The 23,861-nt window shown below is 51.6% G+C and carries 33 protein-coding genes; 8 read left to right on the forward strand and 25 right to left on the reverse strand.

Translation table 11 applies throughout. From position 1 onward, the window contains the following. Positions 1–324: 324 nt before the first annotated feature. From GQS10_RS18930 to uptA, 16 genes are all read right to left on the reverse strand, one after another. Complete coding sequence (locus GQS10_RS18930; RefSeq protein WP_166245161.1) at positions 325–1,512, reverse strand: M24 family metallopeptidase; 1,188 nt, start codon at positions 1,510–1,512, stop codon at positions 325–327. A gap of 119 nt (positions 1,513–1,631) precedes the next feature. Continuing rightward, a complete protein-coding gene (locus GQS10_RS18935) occupies positions 1,632–2,054 on the reverse strand; it encodes a hypothetical protein (RefSeq protein ID WP_166245163.1) in 423 nt (140 codons plus the stop codon). Between the two features lie 76 nt (positions 2,055–2,130). Beyond that, positions 2,131–2,556: a hypothetical protein gene (locus GQS10_RS18940; protein WP_166245165.1), complete on the reverse strand. Its 426-nt coding sequence runs from the start codon at positions 2,554–2,556 to the stop codon at positions 2,131–2,133. A gap of 33 nt (positions 2,557–2,589) precedes the next feature. Continuing rightward, a complete protein-coding gene (locus GQS10_RS18945) occupies positions 2,590–2,736 on the reverse strand; it encodes a hypothetical protein (RefSeq protein ID WP_166245167.1) in 147 nt (48 codons plus the stop codon). Beyond that, positions 2,733–2,882: a hypothetical protein gene (locus GQS10_RS18950; RefSeq protein ID WP_166245169.1), complete on the reverse strand. Its 150-nt coding sequence runs from the start codon at positions 2,880–2,882 to the stop codon at positions 2,733–2,735. Before GQS10_RS18950 ends, GQS10_RS18945 begins: the two co-directional genes overlap by 4 nt. A gap of 19 nt (positions 2,883–2,901) precedes the next feature. Continuing rightward, a complete protein-coding gene (locus GQS10_RS18955) occupies positions 2,902–3,810 on the reverse strand; it encodes a hypothetical protein (protein ID WP_166245171.1) in 909 nt (302 codons plus the stop codon). A gap of 30 nt (positions 3,811–3,840) precedes the next feature. Further along, positions 3,841–4,770 (reverse strand): type II secretion system F family protein, encoded by a 930-nt coding sequence (locus tag GQS10_RS18960; protein WP_166245173.1) that lies wholly within the window; start codon positions 4,768–4,770, stop codon positions 3,841–3,843. Next, positions 4,767–6,125, reverse strand: a complete 1,359-nt coding sequence (locus tag GQS10_RS18965; RefSeq protein WP_166245175.1) for an ATPase, T2SS/T4P/T4SS family — start codon at positions 6,123–6,125, stop codon at positions 4,767–4,769. Before GQS10_RS18965 ends, GQS10_RS18960 begins: the two co-directional genes overlap by 4 nt. After that, positions 6,126–6,995 (reverse strand): CpaE/TadZ family protein, encoded by an 870-nt coding sequence (locus tag GQS10_RS18970; RefSeq protein WP_166245177.1) that lies wholly within the window; start codon positions 6,993–6,995, stop codon positions 6,126–6,128. It abuts the gene before it with no gap. A gap of 34 nt (positions 6,996–7,029) precedes the next feature. Beyond that, a complete protein-coding gene (locus GQS10_RS18975) occupies positions 7,030–7,728 on the reverse strand; it encodes a CpaB family protein (protein ID WP_166245179.1) in 699 nt (232 codons plus the stop codon). A gap of 158 nt (positions 7,729–7,886) precedes the next feature. Then, complete coding sequence (locus GQS10_RS18980) at positions 7,887–8,192, reverse strand: hypothetical protein (protein WP_166245181.1); 306 nt, start codon at positions 8,190–8,192, stop codon at positions 7,887–7,889. Between the two features lie 81 nt (positions 8,193–8,273). Beyond that, positions 8,274–8,858, reverse strand: coding sequence for a TetR family transcriptional regulator (locus GQS10_RS18985; protein WP_166245183.1), 585 nt, complete (start codon positions 8,856–8,858; stop codon positions 8,274–8,276). A gap of 28 nt (positions 8,859–8,886) precedes the next feature. Further along, on the reverse strand, positions 8,887–10,050 hold the full coding sequence (locus GQS10_RS18990; RefSeq protein WP_166245185.1) for a YhgE/Pip domain-containing protein: 1,164 nt from the start codon (positions 10,048–10,050) through the stop codon (positions 8,887–8,889). 377 nt (positions 10,051–10,427) lie between these two features. Continuing rightward, positions 10,428–11,054, reverse strand: coding sequence for an MBL fold metallo-hydrolase (locus tag GQS10_RS18995; protein ID WP_166245187.1), 627 nt, complete (start codon positions 11,052–11,054; stop codon positions 10,428–10,430). 18 nt (positions 11,055–11,072) lie between these two features. Beyond that, the gene (locus GQS10_RS19000; RefSeq protein ID WP_166245189.1) at positions 11,073–11,639 is read right to left on the reverse strand and encodes a thioredoxin family protein; all 567 of its coding nucleotides are present in this window, start codon (positions 11,637–11,639) and stop codon (positions 11,073–11,075) included. A 112-nt stretch (positions 11,640–11,751) separates the two neighbouring features. Continuing rightward, positions 11,752–12,351: an undecaprenyl phosphate transporter UptA gene (gene uptA, locus GQS10_RS19005; RefSeq protein ID WP_166245191.1), complete on the reverse strand. Its 600-nt coding sequence runs from the start codon at positions 12,349–12,351 to the stop codon at positions 11,752–11,754. Positions 12,352–12,531: 180 nt separating this feature from the next. Between uptA and GQS10_RS19010 the strand changes: the two genes are divergently transcribed. Further along, entirely contained in the window at positions 12,532–12,981 is a 450-nt protein-coding gene (locus GQS10_RS19010; protein ID WP_243735274.1) for a cupredoxin domain-containing protein, read from the forward strand. Positions 12,982–13,064: 83 nt separating this feature from the next. Continuing rightward, positions 13,065–13,379: a dehydrogenase gene (locus GQS10_RS19015; protein ID WP_166245193.1), complete on the forward strand. Its 315-nt coding sequence runs from the start codon at positions 13,065–13,067 to the stop codon at positions 13,377–13,379. 2 nt (positions 13,380–13,381) lie between these two features. Here GQS10_RS19015 and GQS10_RS19020 read toward each other — a convergent pair whose 3' ends face one another. Beyond that, positions 13,382–14,056 carry a Rossmann-fold NAD(P)-binding domain-containing protein gene (locus tag GQS10_RS19020; RefSeq protein WP_166245195.1) on the reverse strand — a complete coding sequence of 225 codons (675 nt, stop codon included), beginning with the start codon at positions 14,054–14,056 and terminating at the stop codon, positions 13,382–13,384. A gap of 177 nt (positions 14,057–14,233) precedes the next feature. Between GQS10_RS19020 and GQS10_RS19025 the strand changes: the two genes are divergently transcribed. Together GQS10_RS19025 and GQS10_RS19030 are read left to right on the forward strand one after the other, a co-directional pair. After that, the gene (locus GQS10_RS19025) at positions 14,234–15,001 is read left to right on the forward strand and encodes a TSUP family transporter (RefSeq protein WP_166245197.1); all 768 of its coding nucleotides are present in this window, start codon (positions 14,234–14,236) and stop codon (positions 14,999–15,001) included. A gap of 191 nt (positions 15,002–15,192) precedes the next feature. After that, entirely contained in the window at positions 15,193–16,305 is a 1,113-nt protein-coding gene (locus GQS10_RS19030) for a GGDEF domain-containing protein (RefSeq protein ID WP_166245199.1), read from the forward strand. Here the strand turns inward: GQS10_RS19030 and yyaC are convergent, their stop codons facing one another. From yyaC to GQS10_RS19045, 3 genes are read right to left on the reverse strand one after another with little or no spacing between them, the layout of a single operon-like run. Next, a complete protein-coding gene (gene yyaC / locus GQS10_RS19035) occupies positions 16,306–16,815 on the reverse strand; it encodes a spore protease YyaC (RefSeq protein ID WP_166245201.1) in 510 nt (169 codons plus the stop codon). Continuing rightward, a complete protein-coding gene (locus GQS10_RS19040) occupies positions 16,812–17,534 on the reverse strand; it encodes an LrgB family protein (protein WP_166245203.1) in 723 nt (240 codons plus the stop codon). Before GQS10_RS19040 ends, yyaC begins: the two co-directional genes overlap by 4 nt. Beyond that, on the reverse strand, positions 17,524–17,877 hold the full coding sequence (locus tag GQS10_RS19045; protein WP_166245205.1) for a CidA/LrgA family protein: 354 nt from the start codon (positions 17,875–17,877) through the stop codon (positions 17,524–17,526). Before GQS10_RS19045 ends, GQS10_RS19040 begins: the two co-directional genes overlap by 11 nt. Before the next feature lie 129 nt (positions 17,878–18,006). On the opposite strand from GQS10_RS19045, the gene GQS10_RS19050 reads away from it, so the two are divergent. Beyond that, on the forward strand, positions 18,007–18,231 hold the full coding sequence (locus GQS10_RS19050) for a DUF1128 domain-containing protein (protein ID WP_166245207.1): 225 nt from the start codon (positions 18,007–18,009) through the stop codon (positions 18,229–18,231). Here the strand turns inward: GQS10_RS19050 and GQS10_RS19055 are convergent. From GQS10_RS19055 to GQS10_RS19070, 5 genes are all read right to left on the reverse strand, one after another. Then, positions 18,228–18,974, reverse strand: coding sequence for a YwmB family TATA-box binding protein (locus GQS10_RS19055; RefSeq protein ID WP_166245209.1), 747 nt, complete (start codon positions 18,972–18,974; stop codon positions 18,228–18,230). The genes GQS10_RS19050 and GQS10_RS19055 overlap by 4 nt on opposite strands. Positions 18,975–19,295: 321 nt before the next feature. Continuing rightward, a complete protein-coding gene (locus tag GQS10_RS19060; RefSeq protein ID WP_166245211.1) occupies positions 19,296–20,474 on the reverse strand; it encodes a MalY/PatB family protein in 1,179 nt (392 codons plus the stop codon). A gap of 139 nt (positions 20,475–20,613) precedes the next feature. Further along, positions 20,614–20,766, reverse strand: a complete 153-nt coding sequence (locus GQS10_RS19065; protein ID WP_166245213.1) for a hypothetical protein — start codon at positions 20,764–20,766, stop codon at positions 20,614–20,616. A gap of 104 nt (positions 20,767–20,870) precedes the next feature. Next, complete coding sequence (locus tag GQS10_RS23570) at positions 20,871–20,996, reverse strand: hypothetical protein (RefSeq protein WP_279538024.1); 126 nt, start codon at positions 20,994–20,996, stop codon at positions 20,871–20,873. Positions 20,997–21,118: 122 nt separating this feature from the next. Next, entirely contained in the window at positions 21,119–21,454 is a 336-nt protein-coding gene (locus GQS10_RS19070; RefSeq protein ID WP_166245215.1) for a DUF1450 domain-containing protein, read from the reverse strand. A gap of 56 nt (positions 21,455–21,510) precedes the next feature. Here GQS10_RS19070 and GQS10_RS19075 point away from each other — a divergent pair, with 56 nt between their 5' ends. From GQS10_RS19075 to GQS10_RS19085, 3 genes are all read left to right on the forward strand, one after another. After that, complete coding sequence (locus GQS10_RS19075; RefSeq protein ID WP_166245216.1) at positions 21,511–22,014, forward strand: antibiotic biosynthesis monooxygenase family protein; 504 nt, start codon at positions 21,511–21,513, stop codon at positions 22,012–22,014. Positions 22,015–22,038: 24 nt separating this feature from the next. Continuing rightward, a complete protein-coding gene (locus GQS10_RS19080) occupies positions 22,039–23,316 on the forward strand; it encodes an ArsB/NhaD family transporter (RefSeq protein ID WP_166245218.1) in 1,278 nt (425 codons plus the stop codon). Between the two features lie 180 nt (positions 23,317–23,496). Next, positions 23,497–23,715: a hypothetical protein gene (locus GQS10_RS19085; protein WP_166245220.1), complete on the forward strand. Its 219-nt coding sequence runs from the start codon at positions 23,497–23,499 to the stop codon at positions 23,713–23,715. The last annotated feature ends 146 nt before the right edge of the window (positions 23,716–23,861 follow it).

Raw genomic sequence — 23,861 nt, forward strand, 5'->3', positions numbered from 1 at the left:
TCGATCTAGAGAATCTGTAATTTCTTAATACAAATGATTTGTATTGTTTTAGCCAATGGCCTCTTCCGCTGCTCATGTTATACAAATTAGTTGTATTGTTTTGCGCCTGCGGCCCTCTTTCGTTATACAGGAGATGAGGTTATACAAAATATTTGTATAGTTTCTAAGCTATCTTCAGAATCTCGAAAAATAATACATATGATTTGTATTCCCATCGCACCATGTTCAGGAAAGCGTTTGGTAAAGTCTGCTGCCAACATTGTGGGTACTCTTACTCAACCGGGATCAGCACGAACTCTCGGCTCCAGTCAGACTGGGCTCCAATCAGGCCTGGCCCCCCTCAATTCTCCATATCCCCTCACGTGAGGTCGTCAGCTTTTCGAAGCCGGTGTCCGTGATGAGATACGTATTCTCGATACCGACTACCCCACTCCCCGGAAAAGTGAATTTCGGCTCAACTGCCACAACCATACCGGGCTCCAGCTGCTGCCGAAAACCGCGGGCCAGTACAGGCCACTCGTCAATCTCCAGGCCTATCCCATGTCCCAAAAATTTCGCTTGATCCTGCCCGTACCCCATAAAGTTACCTTCGAGCCCAGCCTCGGCAGCCAGCTGCAAAGCTTGAGTGTAAAGCTCCTCACATACGGTTCCAGGTTGAAGCATGGCTTCGGTTGCTCTCAAGATGCGTTCGGAATGGGCATACGCTGACTCCAGTTCAGGCGGCATTTGCCCAATCACTGCAGTACGAGTTTGATCGATCACATACCCATCGATGCAGCAGCCAATATCAATCAAAATGGGCTCATTTCTTTGCAGCGGCCTGTTTCCCGCTCCCACCGGAGCAGCCGGCCCCGGACCCTCGCCGCCCGCAGGTCCATCAAAAGACGAAGGCATAGCCGCAGCCGCTCCCGCAGCGACCATTCCTGTAAACAGCTCCTGATTATAGGCGCGCATTCTCATAATCCCGTAATGGCCCCGCCGGCGAATCGCATATTCAATCTCAGCCATCAGCTGCAGCTCCGTCATCCCTGCCACGATTTTTGCGGCACATTCGTGCAGAGCTTCGTCAATGACGGCAGCTGCACGCCGAATCGCGTCAATCTCCTCGTCGGATTTTACCATCCGCTGCTCACGAACCATAGACGAGCCATCCTGCCACTGTGCATCTGGCAGAACGGCCTGCAGCCGCTCAAGCTGCTGCACAGGCAGTACATCATATTCCGTCGCGATGATACGGGAGCTGTCTGTAATCTCCTTACTTCGTTCAGCACCCCACGCGCGGAACGAGCCAAGCGGCTCTACCCGAAAAGAGCTTTCAGACGCCGCACGAGTTACACTGCGCTTCACATAATAAACAGGCTCACCTTCGTCCGGTATCCAGAAATATCCCTGCTGCATAGAACCCGTGAAATAGTAAAGATTTACGTTATGAGTAACAAGATAAGCCGCCCAGCCTCGTTCTCGTAATTTTTCTTGAAGCGCTTCAACCCTCTTTTGATGCTCCACCGCCATTCCCGTTCCTCCTTTGGTTATATCCTATACGCAACGTACCATAACCTCAAAAGAACGTCTACCAACGAAAAACGGACGAATCCATGACGGAGAGCTTCGCAATCATTGATATTCATCGACTACTCATAAACAAGCTCTGCCGATGCTTTTACATACCAAACAATCGGATCAAGCACGGTAAACAGTGCGGGGTACTTTATTTTTACGATCGCGGCAACGCCCGGCCGGGAAAAGGTAACGGTATAATCGAAGCTTTCGTTTCGATAGGTATGAGGAAAACCCTCCGATTCCTCAGCCACATAAAAATCGACCAGCTCCACATCATCGCGCAAAAAGCTGCCGGTTCTCGGTGTTCCGTCCGGCTCAAGCCGTAAGTTCCTTTCAAGCGTCTCGCGAAAAGCCTGCAGCGCCCGTTCCTCGTCGATAGAGCGGATACCTAACGCCAGCTTTTCGCGATCCAGCTGCAGTGCGCCCGCATGTACAGCCCGGTTCATCCCCCGCTTCGCCCAAAACAACGTATGAACAGATATCTCCTGATCCACTTGCGAGGCATGAATAACGGAGCTGGTTGCAAGCAGCAATATAAATAGCAGCAGCTTCTCTATGGAAGGCCCTCCTTTAAGGCACGAACTCGCTCATTTTTATACCATAGGCCCCCATTCTCTCCTCAGAGCCCGGCGAATCGATACCAATCAGCTTGTCCAGCATAAACAAACCTTCGTATGGATACGTAATGGTCAAATGAAGACCGACCCCACGCGTAACAGGCATGAAGCGGTCGGAACCGGAGCTTCCGTCCGTCGTACCTACGGTGTAATTCAGTCTCGTGCTATTGAACCCCACCTTTTCCAAGCGAAGGCGTGACGCTCCTATCATTTCTTGATCGATATATCCCCGCGAACCGGAAGCCCCCACCTCCAGTAAATAATCCACTTCTTTTTGCAGATGGGCCTGCCGCATCACAAGCACATGCTTATAAATCGGGGTAAACATCGTCCAACACAGCACCGCGGCAAACAGGATAAACACGAGAATTTGCTTCATGATGATTCGCTTCCTACATTCAAAATATGATCCTCAAGGATTGATCGCTTCGATGGATCGGCTTACCTTCTGTCCCCCGTCCCGAACCGATTTCACCGCCCCCTGTTCGCCGGAAACCGTGGTCATATAAATGGACGCAACAACGATCAACAGCATAACAGTAACAAGAATCTGCTTCATCCAGCCGATAAATTGGAAATAGTCGTATTTGCACTCGTCCCTTTATTTTGAATCTGTGCCTTGGTTCCGTTAGTACCGCCAATTACACTCGTAAACAGAAGCGCAACCGCTACGAGCAGCATCACTGTCATTAAAATATTTCGCATCCGAATCCAACCCCCGTGTTTATTGTAAATAATCAAACAGCTTTTTTCCCTCCTGTACCCAAGGGTACACAAATACTCGGAACGTATTGACGATCGGCAATCCCGCAAGCACGAATAATACATACGAGATGCTTTCTTTTCTATCGCTTTTGAGCAAAATCAGCTTTTCCTTGTAGTCATCCATCTGCCGCCTTAATAGCTCATAAAACGCCTCGCTGTCATAACTCCGCAGCGATTGCAGGGTCTCGGCAAAGGTAAACACCTCCTCCGTTCCGAGTGATTGCTGAAACTGTTGAATCGCTTTTTCTGAATCGGAGTACCAACAATTCAACAGCAGTGTGAACTGCGGACGAATGACTCTCGTAAAAGGCAAGCATTTCATCAGCCTTGCATGCAAACTAAGCCTAGAGCTCGCGCAATACACCAAATTTCGGCTAACCTCGTAAATCTCCTCAACGATTGCCCTGCTTCTTCGCTTGGCCATTGCACGCAGGAGCATTTGATCTAGCTGAAGCAGTACAATCAGCAGTATGGAAACAACAGCTGCCTGAATCCATGAAAACGAATAGACCACAGCCACCCGTTCAAAAACAATGGAGGCACCCGCCGGGAGTACCAGTGCAGCAGCATAGGCCAGCCTTTTGCCGACAATCACAACAGCTCCATTTATATACCACCCGCAAGAAGCCAGCAATCGGTTGTACAGTTCAACCTCGGGCATTCCCTCCCGAACGAAACAAAGCTTGAGCAGCCAGGGAGGAAGCTTCCCCTCTCTTGATCCAGATCGGAAAAAGGAACGGAACTTGCGGTTTTTAAGGACAGAGTCAAAGCTCGTGCGAAGAATAAAAAATAATCCTATATAAAAACAAATCAATAATAACAGCAGTGCGGCCCATAACAGCAGTTCGAACAGCAGGTCCTCCGACATTCTCGTCTCCTTCCTCCAAAAAATCCTGGTTCACATTCGCTTTACCGACAAATAGATCCCCATAAAGAATGAGGCGAAAATGAGCAGCAGCGCATCAAGAAGCAAATCTCTTCCTCCGGGGTCTATCAAATAGTAAAAATACGAAGCTTCCGGATTCATGTATAGATTCACTCCTAAAAACAAGGCGAGAAAAAGGACAGGCGTAAAGTTTGCGATTCGAATTTCCATCAGTCGGCTGCGTTCCTTCTCATCCTCCTTTTGGGCTCGCCGCATGTCCATAATCAACTCACGTAAACCGCCCTCAATGTTGATCCCTTCCTCCAAGTCCAACCGCAAAAGCGAACAAAAATAATCGGCCCACCGATGACCCAGTGATACGCGAAACAGCCGCAGCGCACGTTCCCGATCCTCTTGGAGCAGCAGCTGTCTCAGCAAGCGTTCAAATACCGGCCGCAGCGGAATTGGCAGCCGTTTTTGCGTCAATGCGGCCTGCAGCGAATGCTTCGCTCCGTTTTCCTTGCCAAAGGTTACATAACAGCGGTAGATGACCTCTACAGCGGGCAGAAACTCAAGGCGGGTCCGCATTTGCAAATTAATAAGACGCATGTAAACCAACAGGTAAGGCAAGCATGCAGGTACCGCCAAACATACGAGGGATCCCTTAACCCCTTCAAACAGCAGCACCCCTGCCGCGACCCCGCCCGTTCCAAGAAGGAGACTCAACCATACGAAATGTACCAGGGGCATGTCCGTTCCCGACGCCGCGAGTAAATGCCGAAGGTGCCCGCCCGCCGTTTGAAGCACAATCGGTGTCATCTGCCTCCAGCGCTTTTTCGCAGCATTCAGCGGATAGCGGAGTCTTTGCCTAACACCTACCCGTGTAAAAACCGTCCTTACCAAGGGGTATAATACCGAAAAAAATGAAACAAACAAAGCGGCCAGCAGCACCGTTATCATCAATGCCCGCTCCCCCATACTTCGGTATACTCGGAGGGGCATAATCGAAGCATCCGTTGTCTTACAGACGGGCTCGGAGCCTGCGGATAATCCCAAGCTTCCTCGGCTGGATTGAAAACCGCCCAGTCGATCACCTGTACTGCACCTTCTCTGAATTGATACTCTCCCAGCCTCACCAGTCTGCGCTTTCCAGCGGAGATGCGCATTTCAATCCCGATTTGGGTAACATGCTCGGTTATGCGTTTGGTCAGCCGATCGGAATTCATTCCCCGGCCGTCCAGCATACACATATCGGTGATTGCCTCCGGTGCATCCTCCAAGCAGGTAACATGGACCGTGCTCATGCTTCCTTCATGTCCCCTGGTGCACGCGCGCACATAAAGGTTTGCATCTTCGTCGCGAATTTCGGCGTGGATGATCCGTTTCGGCGTCTGCCGAAGCGCAAGCTTGAAGGCCTGCCTTCCATTGTGAGTCGGATCCTCCTCGTCCACCTCAAATTCCACCACATTTTTCGCTGGGAAATCCCGACGCAGCATCAGCTCCAGCCTCGCTTCAATCGTCACGATCCGCTCCTCGTCAGGAATCTCTGCAATTAACGATTTCAATAAATTCGTTTTCCCCGAATTGGTCGGCCCGATGATGACCACATTCAATCGGCTTTCTAAAATACAGAGCAGCATCCGCCTCACAGGTTCACTAATTGTATCTAGCTCCGCGCTTGCCAACCGCTCCAATCCAAAGTGAGCGACCGTATAAAATCGAATCGTTAAGGTAGGCTCGGAGGTATACCCGAAGCCGGTCATCGTTACCCGCGAGCCATCGCGCAGCCGAACCTCCGCCCACCGCTTTCGTTGGTGAAGACTGTCTTGGTTAAATAACACCAGGTTTTGCTGGACACGTTCTAACGCCCTGATATCCTCGAACCGAAACGGTGTCAGCCGGGTTTGTCCCGCCCGAACCTCGTACACCTGCGTCCCTACTACTTGGATTTCTTCCAGGCCTGCCCGGTCCTGAAGGAGCAGCTCCAGCACACTCATCCCGACCACCTCGGCATACACTGCCTCTTCAAGCGATTGATACAATCGGTTGCTCCAAACGGTATCCAACCAACGCCTCTTCATTAGCTCGTCTTGAATAATTCCTAAGCATACCCGCTTCGCATCCGGATAACCTAGCACCGCACGGTTCAGCGTTTCCGTCCATTGGATCCGCTCTTCCTCCGAGCCGCCCTTGCGGGAAACAAGAAAGCTTCGCATCTCATCAATAATATAGGTATAGGAAGGATGCGCCGAGGTTGCAGCAGGATTCGCCTGTGCCGCATACCCAAGCGGGGAAAACTTCAGATCGCCCACACTCATCTACGCCCGCCTTTCACCATGCGGCTCCCAGCGACGAAACCAAATTCGCTTCGCTTCCCGCGTCAGGGACGGGAGGTCCCCTAAAGCAGACAGCTCCGAAAGCACTTGACCAAGCACCCCCTCAAGCTGCTCTCCATGAGCGCCAATCCACTCCAAAAGCCTTCCTCTCTGAAGCGCAGGGCCAAGCTCCTTCTCCCAATCCCATTCTGCGGCAACCGGCAGCCCGATCTCCTTTGAAATGTGCTGGGGCTTAAAGGAAACGGGACGCGGCTGAGGCGAACGCTCATTCACGATAATTTTAAATCGTTTATTCGGCTCGATTCCAAACAATGATGTACCGGCCTTAAACCATTGACGCGCATCCTCTTGAAAGTCGGAAAGCGCCGCCGTTGTAACAAGAAAGCCTGCATCCGCCTCGCTCACTGCGCAAATGGTCGCCGCGTTATCCCAATATGCATTGACTTCAACAATCGTTAAATCAAATGCTTCCCTAGCGCAGCGGAGCAAGTGCTCGATATCTGCGGGCATATAATATTCCGCCTGCTCCCGGTTTTGATTGCCGAACAGTACATACAAATTTCTGTTTCCCTGTACCGGCAAAGAAGTGCATCCTTGCAGCAGCTTCTCACCGGTTAAGCTGCCGGAGCGAAGCTCGGAACGAAGCGCATCCAGCGTTACGGCCGGCGGCTCCATTCCTAAGTAATGATGAATTTTTGAGCTCTTTAAATTTAGGCAGAGATACGATACTCTCCGCTGTCCTGTTCGTCCTGCGAGTCTGGAAGCTGCCGCAAATGAAGCAAGCGTCGTTCCGATATTCGGCGAGGTACCGATAAATATGGCAAGCTTGCCGCTCGATTGTGCACTGCTCAATTGAATCCCACCTTTCATTCCGCTGCAATCCTATCTATCTTGGGCTAGAAATCGGCACTCCGGCTAAAACCACCTTCGCCTTGCCCGTCTTACACAGGCTGTCGAGAGCAAGCCACTCTTCTTCCGTTAAGTTAAGAACAAGCCGATCGACAGCCCCGTTCGCCTCCCGCCTAGCGGCGTGCAGCTTTTCTAAATCGCCTTCCGCTCTGGCGTACAAATGAGGCTCCTTCGGATCCTCGACTTCTATGTTGTTGATTGCCTTCACAGAAGCTACGGTTACCTCCCTGCTGTACAAACGCTGCGATTCGACGCCCTGCCCGGTAACATAAACCCGCACCTGATCACCGGCCCGAAGGCTCCCGGAAACAGAGAGCACGTATTCCTTCGGAATCGGAAAAGAGGATTCCCCCGCCTTCGGCAGAAGTGGGTATCGCTGCGCTTTCCAGCGCAGCACTGGCTCTCCTTTACCCAGTGGCACCGCAGCTTCTAAGCCCACCAGTTCCTGCAGGTCCGTAACCATATCGTCAGCGACCGCTCCCGATACCATGGGCTGATACTGCAGCATCGACTCCGTGAGGGTTACTCCTGCATCGACAAATGAAGTCGGCACAACAATCGACACCGTTTTCTGAAGCTCAATTTGGCGCAGCTGCAATATGTAAACGGCAAACACCAAGGCACCCGATAATAGCAACGAAACTCCGCTAATGACCCAGCCCCTGCGAAAAAACATAATTCACCTCCTCTCTGCCCGGTTTTCACCAAGAAAAACAAAAAACGCAGAGCATCGGAGGATTTCCGACGTCTGCGTGCTTCGCTTGACTCAAACCTATGAAATTAATCAAAGAGTAACAAAATTACAAAAGAGAGTCAACATGTATTTCCCTGCTTTTAAGAATTGATTAAGCCGACATCATGCTGGCCGACAATAAGCGTAATCGCTTCCAACTGAGCCGTAACCCGAACCTTTTCGCCTAAAATGTCGTACTCCACATCAACAATTTTGTAGCGGGCGGTCTTACCTGGCCGCTTGTCCAGCACAACCTCGAACTGCCGAAGTCCGAGCTCATGAGAAACAACCGAGCTCCCCACCGTTGGAATCACCGAATCAAATTGGCCGTGTTCAAACACTGTTTCATGAATAATTTCGTCATTCATATCGACGATCCGTACATTTTGTTGAAATACACAAATCATAAGATGTCCTCCCTTCAGGGCTATCCAAAATAATTCGAGGGAAAACAGAAAATTCCTTCGCTTTGTGCTCTGGAAAAAAAATCATTTTGAAAGGCCGCTGCGGATAAAATGCCACGTATCCTCGATCATGTCTTCCATATCCGGCTCCTTCTTTTCCAGCAATGGACTAAAATAGTTCCAGCGCTTTGGAAACAAAAGGGCGCCTAATACAAAAAGCAGCGTATGATCGGTATCCCGGAAATGAAAAATGCCCTGCTCCCGTCCTTTTTCCAGCAGGCCTCGCACCAGTTTCCACGTTGGAAACACATTTCCGCGAATCACATCGATTCGAGGACTATTGCGGGCAATTTCGCTTTCCAGGATCGTGATCAGCTCCGGCTCGGCGTGCCGAAACCGAATAATTTCCGAGACGACCAGCTGCAGGCCCGCTTCCGGGTCCAGCCCCTTCTCTTCGTGCAAACGTACTCTGTCCTTCGGATAAAAGGTTTCAAAGAGCGCCTGGAACAGCCCCTCTTTCCCTCCGAAATAATAAGAAACAAGCGCCAGATTGGCGCCCGCTTCTTCGCAGATTTGCCTTACCGAGGTTTCCCCGAAACCGTTTTGTGCAAATAGTTTTTTGGCTGCAAGCAAAATCCTCATTCGCATGGCCTGTTGTTCTTCTGTCACAGCTGAAAACCTCCGCTATCTATACTTCTTATGCTTGTGCAGGAGCCTGGGCTGCCCCCGGTGCGCCCTTCGGCTGCTTCTCTTTACGAACGGCAACAGCCGCCGCTCCCAGTACAAGTGCACATCCTCCGATGATAAGCAGAGCAGATACATCGCCTGCCGTACCGCTGCCGCCAAACAAAATATTCATATTGCCTTGAACCGCGTAGGTCGCCGGCATTATCACACTTAAGCCGTGGTAAAATCCGGACAGCAGCTCGCGAGGCACCATCGCTCCCGAGGAAACCAGCTGTGCCGACAGTAAAATAATATTAAACAGCATACCCGGAACGCCGAGAAGTAAAATAAAGACTTGCGCCGTCAGCATAAACACGAGTACGAACAGCGCCTGGAACATCCACATCGTAAAGAACCCTTGCTCCGATTGACCACCCAACGCCAGCACCATGCCGGATCCTGCCAACGACACGATTAGCGCTGCGGCAACATTTATTAGATTTCTTCCTGCAAAACGCTGCCACTTCGAAAATGCTCCTCCGGTCATCCCGGACGAAATTTCCATGTTCATGGCAAGCAGCATCGAGCCGACATAAGAAGCCAGCACTGTCATCATCGGCACCATTTGACTAGCGAAGTTTTGAACCGGATGAATCGAAGTCAGCTCGGATGTCAGTTTATTGGAAAGCTGCTGCGCCGCCGCACCTGCTTGTTCAGCAGGCATCCCGGCTGCCTGGGTCAATACGGACTGTGTTCCCGCAATCGTCACCTGTTTACCGACGGCCCCGGTAATCGTAGCTGAAGCCGAGCTCATTACACTTTTAATCAATTGAGGGTTCGATTCATTAATATAATAGCCAAGCGCTGCCTGGCTTCCATTCGTTTGAAGCTGCTGGCTGAAATTTGCCGGGATATGCATGACCATTTGGATGCTGCGGTTTTCAAGCAGCGCTTGCGCGGATTCGAGGCTGTTTTCCTCGATCACTTGAAACGGAACCGCTTTTACCTGCTCCACGATCTGCTTCCCGATTCCCTGATCCTCATTGACTACCGCAATCGTGAGGTTTTTCATGTTGTCGTTAATTCCTTGATAACCCGTCATCCATATCACACTAAAAATTAATTGAAACATAATTGCTGTAATAATTCCAGCCTTCGTCGTCTGCTTAGACAATAAAGCACGAACTACTCCCATTTTGGCACTCTCCATCTCTCTATTGTTAAACGTTCGTTTAAATTAAACGTTCGTTTAAGATTATAGCGATGCTGTCTGCTTTCTGTCAATCCTTAATCTTGCCCCGACTTAAGTCCAGCTCACAACCCAATCTGCAGCCAGATGCCGGAAACATCGTAGTCATTTACATTTGTATTATGAAAACCACCGATTTAGGAGGGTTCCCCAATGATTCAACTGATGCTGGAGCATTCCTACCGTTTCTTATTAGTGGGTATGCTGGTCGCAGCCGTATTTTTCATCCATACTAAAGAAAAGCATAATGAAAAAGCGTAGGGATTTGCCTTTTCGGACAAACGCCTACGCTATTTTTGCTTAGCCTACATTTTCAGCGGCAGCTACACATACGGATTATTTTGCTTTTCATAGCCAATCGTCGTTGTCGGTCCATGGCCGGGGTAAACGGTCGTTTCGTCGCCGAGCACAAACAGCTTGCGGTGAATCGAGTCATGCAGCTCCCGCGAGCTCCCGCCGCGAAGGTCCGTACGTCCGACCGACATCCGGAAAAGCACGTCGCCGCAAAACAAATGCTTTCCGCAAATCAAGCTTACGCTTCCCGGAGAATGACCGGGCGTATGCCTGATCAGAAAGGTTTCACCGAGCAGCTTTAGCTGCATCCCTTCATCCATTGCAAATTCCGCAGGCTGCGTAGATATCGGCGGTCCGACGTCCGGCCACATTTTCGACCCGTTCAGCTCTGGATCCTCCAGCCAATCCCGCTCCGCATCATGCAAATAAACCGGACAGCCTTTGGCTTTGCGAACCTCGTCCACACCCCCGATATGGTCAAAGTGCGCATGCGTCAGGACGATCGCTTCGACCTCCAGCTGCTCCAGCCTTTTCATCAGCGGCTTCGGGTTCACGCCCGGGTCAATCACAACAGCTCGCCCTGCTTCTTCATCCACCAGCAAATAACAGTTCGTTTGCAGCGGACCGAGCGCAAACTTCTCCACTTTAAGCTTCATAACCGAACAGCTCCGTTTCTAGAAGGATGACAGCAGCTCACGCAGTTCCTTGACGATCACCGCGTGGTAGCCTGTGCCTTCGCCGTACTGACGGCCCATTTCCGCCCGTGCAACCGCAATCTTCTCTTGATAATCCGGCGCTTCGCGGTCCGGGTTCTCCTGCTTAAAGCGGATCATAACCTCCTGCACATGCTTCGGACGAGGTCCCCAATGGCCCAGCACAAACCCGCCGGTATCGGCAAAAATAACAACCGGAATCGCACGGCCGCCCATCGTCAGAAATTCATCCATCAAATCCATATGCTGCTCTTGGATAAACACTTCGGTCGGAATGCCGCTGTCCTGCAAAGCCTTAAACACGACCGGCACGTTCCGAACCACGTCTCCGCACCAATCCGCCGCCAAAATCAAGCAGCGCAGGTCGTCGCGATTGTTCAGCGAGTCGAAGAATTCCTTCTCATCCTCGTTTGCCCATTGGAATGCTTCGTACCACTCCACGAACTGCTCCTTGTTTTTCGTCATGCCGTCGATAAATTGCTGCGGGGTAATCCCTTGGCCAAGCTTATGCGATACATTCTTACTCATCGAAACACGGCCTCCTTCTATGTACGTTGTAAAGTGATATCTCCATCATACCGATTTTAGAAACGCATATCCACTCATGCAAAAAGAGCCCCATTCGCGGGACCCTTTGTTTTTATCTCTTGTTTCGTCTGTTCCGGATAATCATAAAAATAAAATATAATGCCGTCAGACCGACTGCCGCCCAGATAAACTTCCCGATGTGCGGCGCCGCCATTTCTTCGATATTTTCCCAATTGCTTCCCAGCTCCATGCCCAAATAAATAAAGAAAATGGACCAAGGAATAACGGCAAGCGTCGTTAAAATGGTGAAGCGTCCGAGCGGCATACGTGTGATGCCCGCCGGAATAGAGATCGCATGCCGCACAACAGGAATAAAACGAGCGGTAAAAATAACGCCTGAGCCGTATCTCTCAAACCACTGCTCCGCTACGTCGATATGCTTTTTATGAATGAGTATGTATTTGCCGTATTTCTCAAGAAACGGTCTGCCTCCGTACCGGCCGATCCAGTATACAAAAATTTGTGCGATGACGCCCCCGATCGTTCCATAGATGACAGCGCCGACGAACGAGATTTTGTCTAAGGATACGAGATAACCGCCGTACGAGAGCACAATTTCACTTGGAATGACTTCGATCATAAGTCCAATCATAATTCCCCAATAGCCTAAATCCGTAAGCCACATCAATAGATCATGAATGATTTCGCTCATCCTCCGAAAACCTGCTTTCGTCATATTTTTCCACATCATATTGTAGCACAAGCCCACTTATTCGAACTAGCATCTTTCCGCTAACTTCAGGGCACCGCACAGTATCCGGCATTCGCTGACAAGCCCGCGCATATACATGGACAAAGGCAGTTTTGGATCGTATCAAAAGGAGGGGCTCCCTTGTCCAGAGTATTTATTTTGCGAAAAAAACATGTCATTACGTATTCGCTTGCGATGCTGTTTATCGCTGCCGCTTCTCTCGTATATTGGAAAGGTGCGTACAGCGAGCCGGTGGACGGCGCCCCCGACAATCCGCGGGCCATTCATCTGGTAACCGGCGAGTATAAATCCACGCTTCCCGACGGCAAGGAAATCGAGTCCTACCGGTGGGATCCCGGCACGATTCATGTAAAGGAAGGCGAAACCGTCAAGCTTCACATTCTAGGAGTGAACGGCGAGATGCACTCGTTCTATATTGAGGGCACAACGATTAAGGGCGAGGTGAAAAAAGGAAAGGAAACCGTGGTCACCTTCAAGGGTGAAAAAGAAGGGGTCTACCGGATCATATGCGTGCAGCATCCCGACGCCTCGCACAGCGGGCCGATGATCGGTTACATTGTCGTCGACTAGAACCGGCCAGGACTTGAATGCAGGGCGGATGCACCCTCCTTTTTCCCAGCGCATATGCTGTGGGAGGAAGGAGTCGATGACGGATGCAATTCGGAAACAAAGGAAAACACGAACAGCCGCTTCCGACCGCCCGAGGCATTCGCCGCTCCTGCAGCAAGGAGCTGTACCGGACAATCAAGCGGCTGAAAACGTATATTCCGCCCGAGAAGGTAAAAGAGGCGGAGGAGCTTTATTTTCGGAAAGTCGCAGGCAATCTGATTTGGATTGCGGAGAACGGCAAAAACCGTAAAAAGCTGTCCGACTGGTTCGACGAAGCGGTTGCGGACGACATTGCGAAGCTCTGGGAAATAGACCGCGACCGTCTCTCGCATGCGTTCCGCAACGCCTTTGGCGGCTGAACTTAACGCTTTGCGGCAAGCTGCGCCAGCTGCTCGGACTCCAGCACCACAGTGCCCTTGCGGCCTTCGCCGGCGGCATGCAGCATCGCTGCGGCTACCGCTGAGGCCTCAATGGGCGCGTATTTGCGCAGGGGACCGAGCAGCCGAAACGGCAGCACCCTGCTCACGACCGCGGCCGCTTGTTCGCCCAAGCGGAATTCCTTGCGCTCGCCGATGAGCAGAGAGGGACGGACAAGCACCAGCGCGGGCAGACCCAGTGCAGCCAAATCCCGCTCCATCTCGCCTTTCGTTCGAGAGTAAAATACGCGCGAAGCCGGATTTGCGCCCATGGATGAAATAACGAGTAGAGCGGCGGCACCTTCCGAGCGGCATAACCGTCCAATCGCGAGCGGATACTCGTAATCCACCTTGCGGAACGCTTCCTGAGTCTTTGCGATTCTAATCGTTGTCCCCAGGCAGCAGTAAACATCACTCCCGCCGAACAGCTCGCGATGTTTGCCCAGCTCTTCCTCGGAGAGCTCCGGCACCGTAATTTGGATGACCGATAAAGGGGCACCCTCCAGAGGTCTGCGTACAAATGCATATACATCCTTGTACAGCGGGCTTCCCCCTAACAGCTGAAGCAGCTGGGAGCCGACAAGGCCGCTTCCTCCAAATACCAACGCTCTTTTCTTCATGCCATTACCGCCTCCGATCGTTGAACATCGTTATGAACCCTTTTCCAATTATTCTCCATTCCCTTCCAAGCAAGCTCCGAAAGTCAAATGGAAGGAACCACCCCATTGTGCGATTACCTACCTCCGTTTATAATTAGAAAATCTTACCGCCATCCTACAAATTCGGAGCGTGATTGTGTGGAACAGCCCGCCATAGAGGTATTACTATTTCTGATCGGTGCAGGCTTCTTAGCTGCGTTTATCGACTCCATCGTCGGCGGCGGCGGTCTCATTTCCCTGCCCGCGCTGCTGCTCGCCGGACTGCCGCCGGGAATCGCCATTGGCACCAATAAGCTGGGAGGCACCTTTTCTTCGTTAACCAGCACATTGTCATTTTTGCGTTCCGGAAAAATTCATCTTAAGCTGGCAATGAGCCTGTTCGGGTTCTCCTTTGTCGGCTCGGCTATCGGCTCCTACATCATTACCCTGCTGCCTTCAGCCTTTTTGAAGCCAATGGTTATCGTTCTGCTTGCGCTTGTCACGATTTATACACTGTTCAAAAAGAATTGGGGCAAAGAGTCGACCTACACTGATATTACCACAAAAAAATGGGTGTTGAGCGCAGTCATCGCGTTTATCATCGGCTTTTACGACGGATTCTTCGGACCAGGAACAGGCTCGTTCCTGCTGTTCGCCTTTCTGCTGCTCGGCTTCGACTTCGTAACAGCGGCCGGAAATGCAAGAATGCTCAATTTCGCCAGCAACATCGCCAGCCTCCTGACCTTCATTGCGCTTAAGCATATTAATTTTTACTATGGGCTTCCAATGGCAGTGGCCATGATTGCCGGGGCGTGGATTGGGTCCCGATTTGCCATTCGCAATGGCTCAACGTTCGTAAAGCCGCTGTTTATCACAATGTCGACGCTGCTGATCGGCAAACAAATTTGGGATTTGCTTATCCGCTAAAAAATACGCCTCCGCTGCTTTTAAAAGCACGGGGGCTTTCTATTTTTTATCGAAAAATGGAAGGGCTTAACCTATTTTTCTTCCTCTATTCACATTATTATTGTAGGAAGATAGTAACAAAATGGTAGGTCCATATACCACTTTCCTTGTCTCGACAATTTGTATTTTTACCGGAAAGGTCAGGTACTTTCATGCTCGAAAAAGACATACAGCTTGATACACGGTCCTTAACTCGGGATTTGCTGACCGCCTGCTGGTGGATTTTTGCGTTGTATTTGCTGGGAACCGGCTGCAACGCTATTTTTACATCCAAAGAAAAAGTGATGTTCCTGCGGGAGTTCGTTGTCCTGCCTTCTCTTAAAATCGCCGCTGTCATCGGGCTCATGGAGCTGCTGCTGCTGCGAAATGTAAAGCATATCGAGTATTATTTGATCGTTGCCATGAACTTGATTGCCGCCGTGATCATTACCGCTTTATATGATTTGCCGATGGGCATTTATGTGCTTGTTTTTCCGATTATGACCTCTATGTTTTTCTACAGCCGTAAGCTTGCCTTGTTTTCCTGCTCTCTTGGCCTTGCCTCGCTGCTTCTAATCTTGACGCTGTCCAAAGTGCGAATGTATATGGGACACTCCGACATTATTCTCATTGTGGCCATCCTGCTGGCATCGGCTTTGCTTATTTCCAGCCTGATGAACCGCGCCTTTAAAATTGCGGATCAATTAATTCGAACCGTTGAAGAAAAGCAGGCGCTGCAAACGAAAGCGGTTCTGATGGAGCGGCTGAACCGGATCGATCCGGCTACGGAGCTGTATAACCATAGATCGTTTCACGAGCATATCGACAGCCTTCTGCAATTAAGTCAAACCGCCTCTCTCGACATCCATTTGGCACTGCTGGACATCGATAACTTCAAACGAATCAACGATACGTTTGGTCATCGCACAGGCGATATTATCATTGCCTACGTGGCCAGCCAGATTCGGGAAAACAGTGATCCGAATGATTTTGCCTCCCGATATGGCGGGGAAGAATTTGCCATCGTCAGTGCTGAGAAATCCGGCGAGCAATTTTACGCCATGATGGAAAAAATTCGAAAATCCATTGGTGAAGTTCGGCACACGCAGCTCGGAGGAGATAGCATTACCCTCAGTATTGGGATTGAAGCCTATCGGAGCGGCATGAGCAAGGAGCAGCTGTTTGAAGGTGCCGATTCAGCCCTGTATTATGCGAAGAGGAACGGAAAAAACCGGACCGTGCGGCCCGGTGAAATGGAATGCGGCGAAAAACCGCATTTGGCTTAGCTATAACGTTAGGCGGATGGCTGCTGCAATTTCATCAGCCATCTTCATGACCCGGTACAACGAGGTGGTTTGAAGCGTCCAGTACGGCTTCAAGCCCATTCGATTCACAATCGCGGCGACGCTGAAATCACCGACCGGCGGCAGCTTCCCGCCAACGGAATAGGCCGGCTGCAGCGGCGCATGCTCCGCCTGATACAGACCGACCGACTCGGCCGTCTTGCCAAGACAAGCGTCAATAGCGAGCACCCATGCGCCATCGGGAATTTCTTTCGTCCGTAAGACGAAGGAATCCGCGTCCAAGGGACGGTCCATCGTTCCGATGACATGGGGATACCCGTGCTGCCGGAGTGCAGTACCGACAAGCGGACCGAGAGCATCCCCAGTCGATCGATCGGTTCCGATACATAAAAACACGAGGGGGCGCTCCGGCGCCTCTTTTATTTTATCTTTTACAGTCGCAAAGAAGGCCGGAAGCTCCGCTCCGGTTATTTTGCCGTTCGCCTGCGTCAAGGCGTCCCACCTCCGTTGAGCCAAATCGACAGCGGTATCGCGGCGACGGCCGTTACGATGCCGGCCAGCGCCATGGCCGCGCCGCTGACGCCGCCCAGCAGCTCGGACTCGCGGACGAGCCGCGCCGTGCCGATGCCGTGCGAGGCAGTGCCGACGCCTACCGCGAGCGGGATGTCGGCGCTGACGCCGAAGAGGCGCAGCAGCCTCGGGCCGGCCATGCTGCCGAGCAGGCCGGTCATGACGGTGAAGGAGGCCGTCAGCGGCGCGTTCCCGCCGAGAAGGGCCGACACCTCCACCGCAATCGGCGTCGTGGCGGCCTTCGGCAGCATCGACACGGCCAGCTCGCGCGAGCCGCCCAGCGCGGCGACGAGGCCCCAGGCCGCCGCGATCGACGCGGCCGAGCCGGCGGTTACGCCGCCGAGCACTGCCAGCCAGGCCGACTTCAGCTTCGGCCACTGCTTATACAGCGGCACCGCTAGGGCGACCGTCGCCGGCCCGAGCAGCGCCGTAAGCCAGCTGCCGCTGACGCTCATGTACAGCGCCAGCGGCACGCGCAGCAGCGCAAGCACCGCGTACAGCAGCACGCTTGCGGCAAACAGCGGATGCAGCCACGCAAAGCGGCTGCGCAGCTCCAATGCGGCGGCATAAGCGCCGACCGTCAGCGCTACGCCTGCCATCGGGTCGCTCCACAGCCGCCCCCACAACACGTCAAGCTCCATGGCGTTTCCCTCCGCCTCGGCCCAGCAAACGAGTGACCCAGCCTGCAGCCGCCAGGCTGGCAATAAAGCTGCCGAGGAAGCCTGCGGCTGCCGGCAGCCACTGCCCGCCCAGCCCGGCGAAATAAATCGGGCTCACCACAATAAAGGGAATAAAAAAGAGCATCATATGGCGCAGTAGAAATTGCGCACTTTCTTCAACGGTCTGCAGCGAGACCGTTCCTGTAAATAAAGCGGCCGCCAGCAGCAGCATGCCTAGAACTCCGGCCGGCATCGGAATGCCCAGCACGTGATGCCCCGCCAGCCCCGCACCGTAAAACAGAGCCAACACCGCAAAGCCTTTCAAGCCTATTCCTCCCCATCATGCACGGCTCTATAAAAAATGAGCATACTTATCGTACCACAAAAGGAATAGGTTTTTTGTCAAGAAGCTGGTACAATAATGACAATGATCCGAACGAAAGGATGAAGACCGATGGATTTAACGCAGAAAACAGTCGAGAATGTCGCATACATGGTCGAGGAAATTAAACAAAAGCTGAGGGTGGTTTCCGGCGCCGCAATTAAAGGCTCCCACTTTAACGAGGATCAATATGACGATATTAAAGATCTGTACGACCTGGTAAACAGCAAGGACAAATTCAGCATCAGCGAAATTGAAGCGATTGTCGCAGAGCTCGGCAAGCTCCGCAAGGCTTAATATTCAATGAACAGGGCCGGTGTGCCCAGCGTCAGCCTCCATGCTCCGTTCTCCGTGTCCCGGTGAACGGCGGCTTGGAGGTTTATTTTTTGCACCTTAGAGCCCGGCTTCATAGCCGCTTCAGCCGTGAACTTATCGGAGCTCATCGACATGCTATAGGAGCCGGAATCTACATAGCTGTCCACTGCTTCGGCCGCAGCTGCTTCACGAATGCTCTCCATAAGCTTCAGCTCTCCGTCAGCGATGAGCTGGCCCTTGACTGCCCCTTGAATATTAACGACCCATGCACCCTTTGCATGAACACGATCGGAATAATGTGCCAGCTCCTCCTGCAGCGCACCCAGCTGCTCCACAGCGGCCGCAGCCTCACCGTCCAATTTCACCGTAATCCGCATTCCCGAGTCTACGGGCATCGCCATCAGGGTCAGCTGCGCTCCATCCGCCGTGCGATACGTTCGAGTGACAATCTCCGCCCCCGCATGCCCAGCGTCCTTATCAGCGCCGCTTACTTCCTCCCACCCCGTACCCGGAGCCGGCAGGGCTGCTTCGTCCGATGGCAGCGCAGCGCTCCATTTGGCCGACAATTGCACAGGGCCTTCTAGCTGCTCATGAGCAAGCTCCAATAGAGCAAGCGCATCCCCGCGGGCGTTTCCATCCGCCGCTTTCGCGTGTACCAAGCTCCATCCGCCAAGCATAATCACTGCCGCCACCAACAGCACCCACAGACCTGCATTCCGCTTCATTCGTCCCGCCTCCGCAACCGAATCTGGTAATCTATCACCAGTATGACCGCGGCGTTGCTAGATTATACTCTTGGGACCGAAAATTTTTCGCTATCTATTCATGAGGTTTACGTCGTGTCATTGCCGAAACAAGAAAAACTTCTATCGAAGTCCTTTCAAAGAAGCGGGTACGTCATTAAGCGTTTTCCTTGGTATAGAATTTACTCGTTCCGACCTCAGCGAAACTTATAAATTCTATAACGTTAAAAAAGCACATCTCGGAAGTGAGATGCGCTTTAAGCATGCGATTATGTTTTATACCAACTTACCAAGTTACCCTCTTTATCTCGCTTGAGATTTGGCTGCGCCGATAAACCGGTCCAGCGCTTCCTTCAAGGTCGCTCTCGTACATGCCATATTGATGCGGAGATGACCTACGCCTTCCTCGCCGAACACGGAGCCCTCGCTAAAAGCTACCTTCGCCTGCTTGAACATTAGCTCCTTCAGCTCCGGAACGGAACGGCCCAGTCCGCGGCAGTTGACCCACAGCAAATAGGTACCCTCCGGACGCATCGGCTTCACTTCCGGCAGCTCGTTCTCCAGACGTTCGATTGCATAATCAATGTTCCCCTTAAGATGAACGAGCAGGGCGTCCAGCCATTCATCCCCGTATTGATAAGCAGCCTCTGTCGCCACAGGACCGAAGAAATTGGTCATATGCAGTGAGAGCGCCTTAATCCGGTAATCCAGCTTCCGCTTAAGCTGAGCGTTCGGCGTTACCATAAAGGCGTAATGCAGCCCCGGTATATTAAACGTTTTGGATGGAGCGAGCACGGTCAACGTAATGTCCGCCAGCTGTTCCGAAATAGAGGCGAACGGGATATGGGGATGACCCGGATAGGTATGATCGCAGTGAATTTCATCGGAGACAACGGTTACCCCGTATTTCAAGCAAAGCTCGCCAAGACGGGAAAGCTCCTCCTTCGTCCATACTCTTCCCCCCGGGTTATGCGGGTTGCAAAGCAGGATGAGCTTAACACCTTGTCGGAACTGCTGCTCAACATCGGCGTAATCCATCACAAAACGGCCGTCCTGCTCCAGCAGCGGGCTGCGCACAATTTCTCTGCCGTTCATGCGAATGACGTCAAAAAACGGGTAATATACCGGCGTTTGCACGAGTATGCGGTCGCCCGGCTCGGTAAAGCATTCCACGGCAAGACTCAAGCCCGTTACCACTCCCGGCAGATCGGAAATCCACCCCGGCTGAATACTCCATTGGTGACGGCGCTGGAACCAGCCGATAATGGCTTCATCAATGTCGTTCGTTCGGATCTGGTAGCCGTAAATGCCTTCTTGAGCACGCTTTACCAGCGCCTCCTCAATTTGCGGCGGGCTTTTGAAGTCCATATCCGCCACCCAGAGAGGAAGCAGATCAGCGTCCCCGAACAGCTTTTCGGATTGATCCCATTTGTAGGAACGGGTATTTCGGCGATCTATATGATCATCAAATGAAAAAGACAAGTCATGCAGCTCCCTTCAAATGCCAATTGTATTACCATTATACTAAACGGGGGCAAACTGAACAGCCCCTTTCTCGCCCTCGCAGGCTGAAAAAGAGGCTGATCTCATCGTTATAGAGCTCTTTCTATAGCGCTCACGATTACAGCGGCAGCAGCTTCATCAGCATTCGCAGGAGCAGCGGCAAATCCGTTCCAGCCGCCGATCGCTTCCAGCTGCCGGCCTCGATCTGTTTGTTGATCTCGCCGCTGCGGTAGCGCATTTCCATTTCCAAATCATAAAAATGATGTTCCAACTTATTCTCACCTCATAGCGGGTAATATGGGATAGACAATAAAAAAAGCCGCGGTTTTTCACCGCGGCATAACAGGCTGCATCTATGGGATGAAGAGCGCACGCCTACAGCGTCCGTCTTCGGCGATGCGCCATACGGGCGAAAACAATCATGCTATACAATTGAGCAACCATAAAGAAATGCTTCGGCATACCAATATCCATCTTCTTGTTAACGTTGAAGTTTTCCATGACGCATCCTCCTTTCCAATTTGCTTTAGTCATTGCCGATCGACAGGTTCAGTATATAAAAAAAGACATGGCCTGCGCCATGCCGCGTTTCGTTATAATAAAGGTTTCCCTCTTGATTTTCGTTATCCCAGCATTTTTTTAATTTCGCTGTAAATATCATCGGCCGACGATGAACAGAAAAAGCCCGTTTTTCCTACCCGCACCATCATTTGTTTCGAGCATTTGCCGCATCTTCCAAGACAATCCTTCTTCTTATGCTTCACCTCGGGAAAAGCCTCTTTCAGATGCTTATACAAGGGACGAGCGCCTTTTTTTAAATTCCGGCAGCAGTAGTGAAGCTTCATCGGCCTTCTCACCTCTCGCGTGATAATGATTCTCATTTTCGGATACTTCATTATCATAATGGCGGCTTCGCCCATTGTCAAGAGATTGACACCGTCTTTCTTTTGTTGTGACACCAACGATTCATTATAATAAGAATTAGCTTTTAAAATATGGAAAGGGTGATATCTCGATGGTTGTCTACATACATAATGAAATAGGGGCTTGGACTGCTGGTCCAGAAGGAACCGTGCTGATGCTGAACGGGGAACAAGAACAGCGTTCTCTTCTGGAAACGAATGCAGAGCTTACCGGCCCGGACGGAGCGGAGAAATACGAGGTGCTCGATGGGGTCGGCTCTTTAACCGGCGATTCCTTCGCGGTCATTAATAACATCCCGGTTACGGAGGACGGTCGAGAAGCCTTTGAGGAACGGTTTCGAAACCGCGCCCGTATGGTTGAATCCGAGCCCGGCTTCGTGGCCATTCGTGTTCTTCGTCCGCTGAACGGCGATACCTATCGGATCCTTACCCTATGGGGTTCGGAAGCTGATTTTAAAGCGTGGCAAAGTTCAAAAGCGTACGAGCATGCTCACAAGAAACGTCAAACCTCGCAAGGTATTGACCAACAGCAGCCGTCCATCTTTCCCCGCCCGTCCTTTGTTACGACTTACCGGGTCAGTGTCAGCGTAAACTAACGTTACGGAGAAGGACTGATCGGATTGGACCAACCGGTATTCGCTTTACTGGTATTTCTCGTTGCCTATGCATTCATCATTTCGGAGAAGGTGAATCGAACGATTGTGGCACTGGCCGGTGCCGTCGTATTTGTAGCAACCGGCATTGTCCCACTGCCGGCAGCAATCGAGCATGTAGACTGGAATACGATAGGCCTGCTTGCCGGAATGATGATGATCGTAAGCATAACTGCGGAATCCGGAGTGTTCCGTTTTTTGGCGTTATGGGCAGCGAAACGCGCCAAAGGCGATCCCGTACGGATGCTCGTGCTCCTTGGGGTCATAACTGCGGTATGCTCGGCTTTTCTGGATAACGTAACGACGATTTTGCTCGTTGCGCCGGTTACCTTTCATATCGCCGGACGGCTGAACATATCGCCGATTCCGTTCCTGCTGACCGAAGTGCTGCTATCCAACATTGGCGGCACGGCAACGCTGATCGGCGATCCGCCGAATATCATGATTGGCAGCGCCAATCCGGAGACGCTGACATTCTCCGCCTTCCTGCTCCATCTGGGACCGGCGGCGCTTATCATTATCGCCGTTTCTCTTGCCGTGCTGGCCCTCTATTATCGGAGCCAGCTGCGGACAGGGGCCGAGCTGCGCCGGCAAATGCTGGAGCTGCAGCCGGCTGCGGAAATTCGTGACCGTGTGCTCCTGATTAAAAGCATCACCGTATTATCGCTGACCGTGGTTGGTTTTTTCGCCCACGGCGTGCTTCACATCGAATCCTCCATCATCGCTTTAGGCGGTGCCGTCTGCCTTATGATCTTAACCGGAGGAGGCCATGTGAAGTCAGCGTTTCGTGGAATTGAATGGGCCACACTGCTGTTTTTCATCGGATTATTCGTGCTCGTCGGAGGGCTGGTGGAAACCGGACTTGTGGCGAAGCTTGCGCAAAGCCTGCTTCAAGCCACTCACGGCGAATTATTGTCAACATCGATGCTGATCCTAGCATTCAGCGCCGTCGCCTCTGCTTTCATCGACAATATCCCTTTGGTGGCCACGCTCATCCCTATGATTCAAGATTTAGAGAGTATGGGCATGACGCGGATTGAGCCGATCTGGTGGAGTCTTGCTTTAGGGGCTTGTCTGGGCGGCAACGGAACGATCATTGGGGCAAGCGCAAACGTGATTGCGGCAGCCATGGCCGCCAAGCAGGGTGCGCCGGTCTCCTATTGGCGTTTTATGAAAATCGGGTTTCCGATCATGCTTCTTTCGATTGTTATCTCAGCTATTTATATTTGGTTCCGCTATTTTTAAATTAGTAAGAGATTGTGCCTGAACAAGAGGTTCTTCCGGTTCTTCTATCAAATGAAGCCTCTTTTTGTTCAGGCCTTTCTTTTTTAATCGCTTGTGAAAATAGTCACAACAAATACAGCTTGGATGCTCTACAATAAGGACATAGCAACAACAACCGTATTCCTGAAAGGGTGACAACGTATGAAGGCGATCCAAGTTAAACCAACCGACCCGCAAGTCCGTCGCGATTGCTTCTGCTGTGAAGGCGGTGCTTTATTTGCCGAAATCGCTGGAGGCATTCCCGCCGATTGTCCCGGCTGCGAGCCACTGGTACGCACCGATGACGTCCGAAAGGATGTTAAGGAAAAACCGTTAACCTTCATGCAGGAATGCGGTTTGCAGGAGCTGTACCTGCTCTAAGTTGCTAGACTCTCATTTTCTCAATATCCCTCCCTATTGCCGGACAGTTTGTCCGGTCTTTTTTTTTTGCGTTTTAAAACAATGGTCAATTGGAAGAAATAGCCTTGTACAACTTTTCCCATTTTGTAGTACAATTTGCATATCGA

Source organism: Paenibacillus turpanensis, assembly GCF_011421635.1.
GTDB classification, from domain to species: Bacteria; Bacillota; Bacilli; order Paenibacillales; family YIM-B00363; genus Paenibacillus_AK; species Paenibacillus_AK turpanensis.

What these genes read in the sequence shown, in the direction of transcription:
- GQS10_RS18930 (WP_166245161.1), bottom strand. Translation starts at nt 1,512, where the DNA reads ATGGCGGTGGAGCATCAAAAGAGGGTTGAAGCGCTTCAAGAAAAATTA.
- GQS10_RS18940 (WP_166245165.1), bottom strand. Translation starts at nt 2,556, where the DNA reads ATGAAGCAAATTCTCGTGTTTATCCTGTTTGCCGCGGTGCTGTGTTGG.
- GQS10_RS18945 (WP_166245167.1), bottom strand. Translation starts at nt 2,736, where the DNA reads ATGAAGCAGATTCTTGTTACTGTTATGCTGTTGATCGTTGTTGCGTCC.
- GQS10_RS18950 (WP_166245169.1), bottom strand. Translation starts at nt 2,882, where the DNA reads ATGCGAAATATTTTAATGACAGTGATGCTGCTCGTAGCGGTTGCGCTT.
- GQS10_RS18955 (WP_166245171.1), bottom strand. Translation starts at nt 3,810, where the DNA reads ATGTCGGAGGACCTGCTGTTCGAACTGCTGTTATGGGCCGCACTGCTG.
- GQS10_RS18965 (WP_166245175.1), bottom strand. Translation starts at nt 6,125, where the DNA reads ATGAGTGTGGGCGATCTGAAGTTTTCCCCGCTTGGGTATGCGGCACAG.
- GQS10_RS18975 (WP_166245179.1), bottom strand. Translation starts at nt 7,728, where the DNA reads ATGTTTTTTCGCAGGGGCTGGGTCATTAGCGGAGTTTCGTTGCTATTA.
- GQS10_RS18980 (WP_166245181.1), bottom strand. Translation starts at nt 8,192, where the DNA reads ATGATTTGTGTATTTCAACAAAATGTACGGATCGTCGATATGAATGAC.
- GQS10_RS18990 (WP_166245185.1), bottom strand. Translation starts at nt 10,050, where the DNA reads ATGGGAGTAGTTCGTGCTTTATTGTCTAAGCAGACGACGAAGGCTGGA.
- GQS10_RS18995 (WP_166245187.1), bottom strand. Translation starts at nt 11,054, where the DNA reads ATGAAGCTTAAAGTGGAGAAGTTTGCGCTCGGTCCGCTGCAAACGAAC.
- GQS10_RS19000 (WP_166245189.1), bottom strand. Translation starts at nt 11,639, where the DNA reads ATGAGTAAGAATGTATCGCATAAGCTTGGCCAAGGGATTACCCCGCAG.
- uptA (WP_166245191.1), bottom strand. Translation starts at nt 12,351, where the DNA reads ATGAGCGAAATCATTCATGATCTATTGATGTGGCTTACGGATTTAGGC.
- GQS10_RS19015 (WP_166245193.1), top strand. Translation starts at nt 13,065, where the DNA reads ATGCAATTCGGAAACAAAGGAAAACACGAACAGCCGCTTCCGACCGCC.
- GQS10_RS19020 (WP_166245195.1), bottom strand. Translation starts at nt 14,056, where the DNA reads ATGAAGAAAAGAGCGTTGGTATTTGGAGGAAGCGGCCTTGTCGGCTCC.
- GQS10_RS19030 (WP_166245199.1), top strand. Translation starts at nt 15,193, where the DNA reads ATGCTCGAAAAAGACATACAGCTTGATACACGGTCCTTAACTCGGGAT.
- GQS10_RS19040 (WP_166245203.1), bottom strand. Translation starts at nt 17,534, where the DNA reads ATGGAGCTTGACGTGTTGTGGGGGCGGCTGTGGAGCGACCCGATGGCA.
- GQS10_RS19050 (WP_166245207.1), top strand. Translation starts at nt 18,007, where the DNA reads ATGGATTTAACGCAGAAAACAGTCGAGAATGTCGCATACATGGTCGAG.
- GQS10_RS19055 (WP_166245209.1), bottom strand. Translation starts at nt 18,974, where the DNA reads ATGAAGCGGAATGCAGGTCTGTGGGTGCTGTTGGTGGCGGCAGTGATT.
- GQS10_RS23570 (WP_279538024.1), bottom strand. Translation starts at nt 20,996, where the DNA reads ATGGAAAACTTCAACGTTAACAAGAAGATGGATATTGGTATGCCGAAG.
- GQS10_RS19075 (WP_166245216.1), top strand. Translation starts at nt 21,511, where the DNA reads ATGGTTGTCTACATACATAATGAAATAGGGGCTTGGACTGCTGGTCCA.
- GQS10_RS19085 (WP_166245220.1), top strand. Translation starts at nt 23,497, where the DNA reads ATGAAGGCGATCCAAGTTAAACCAACCGACCCGCAAGTCCGTCGCGAT.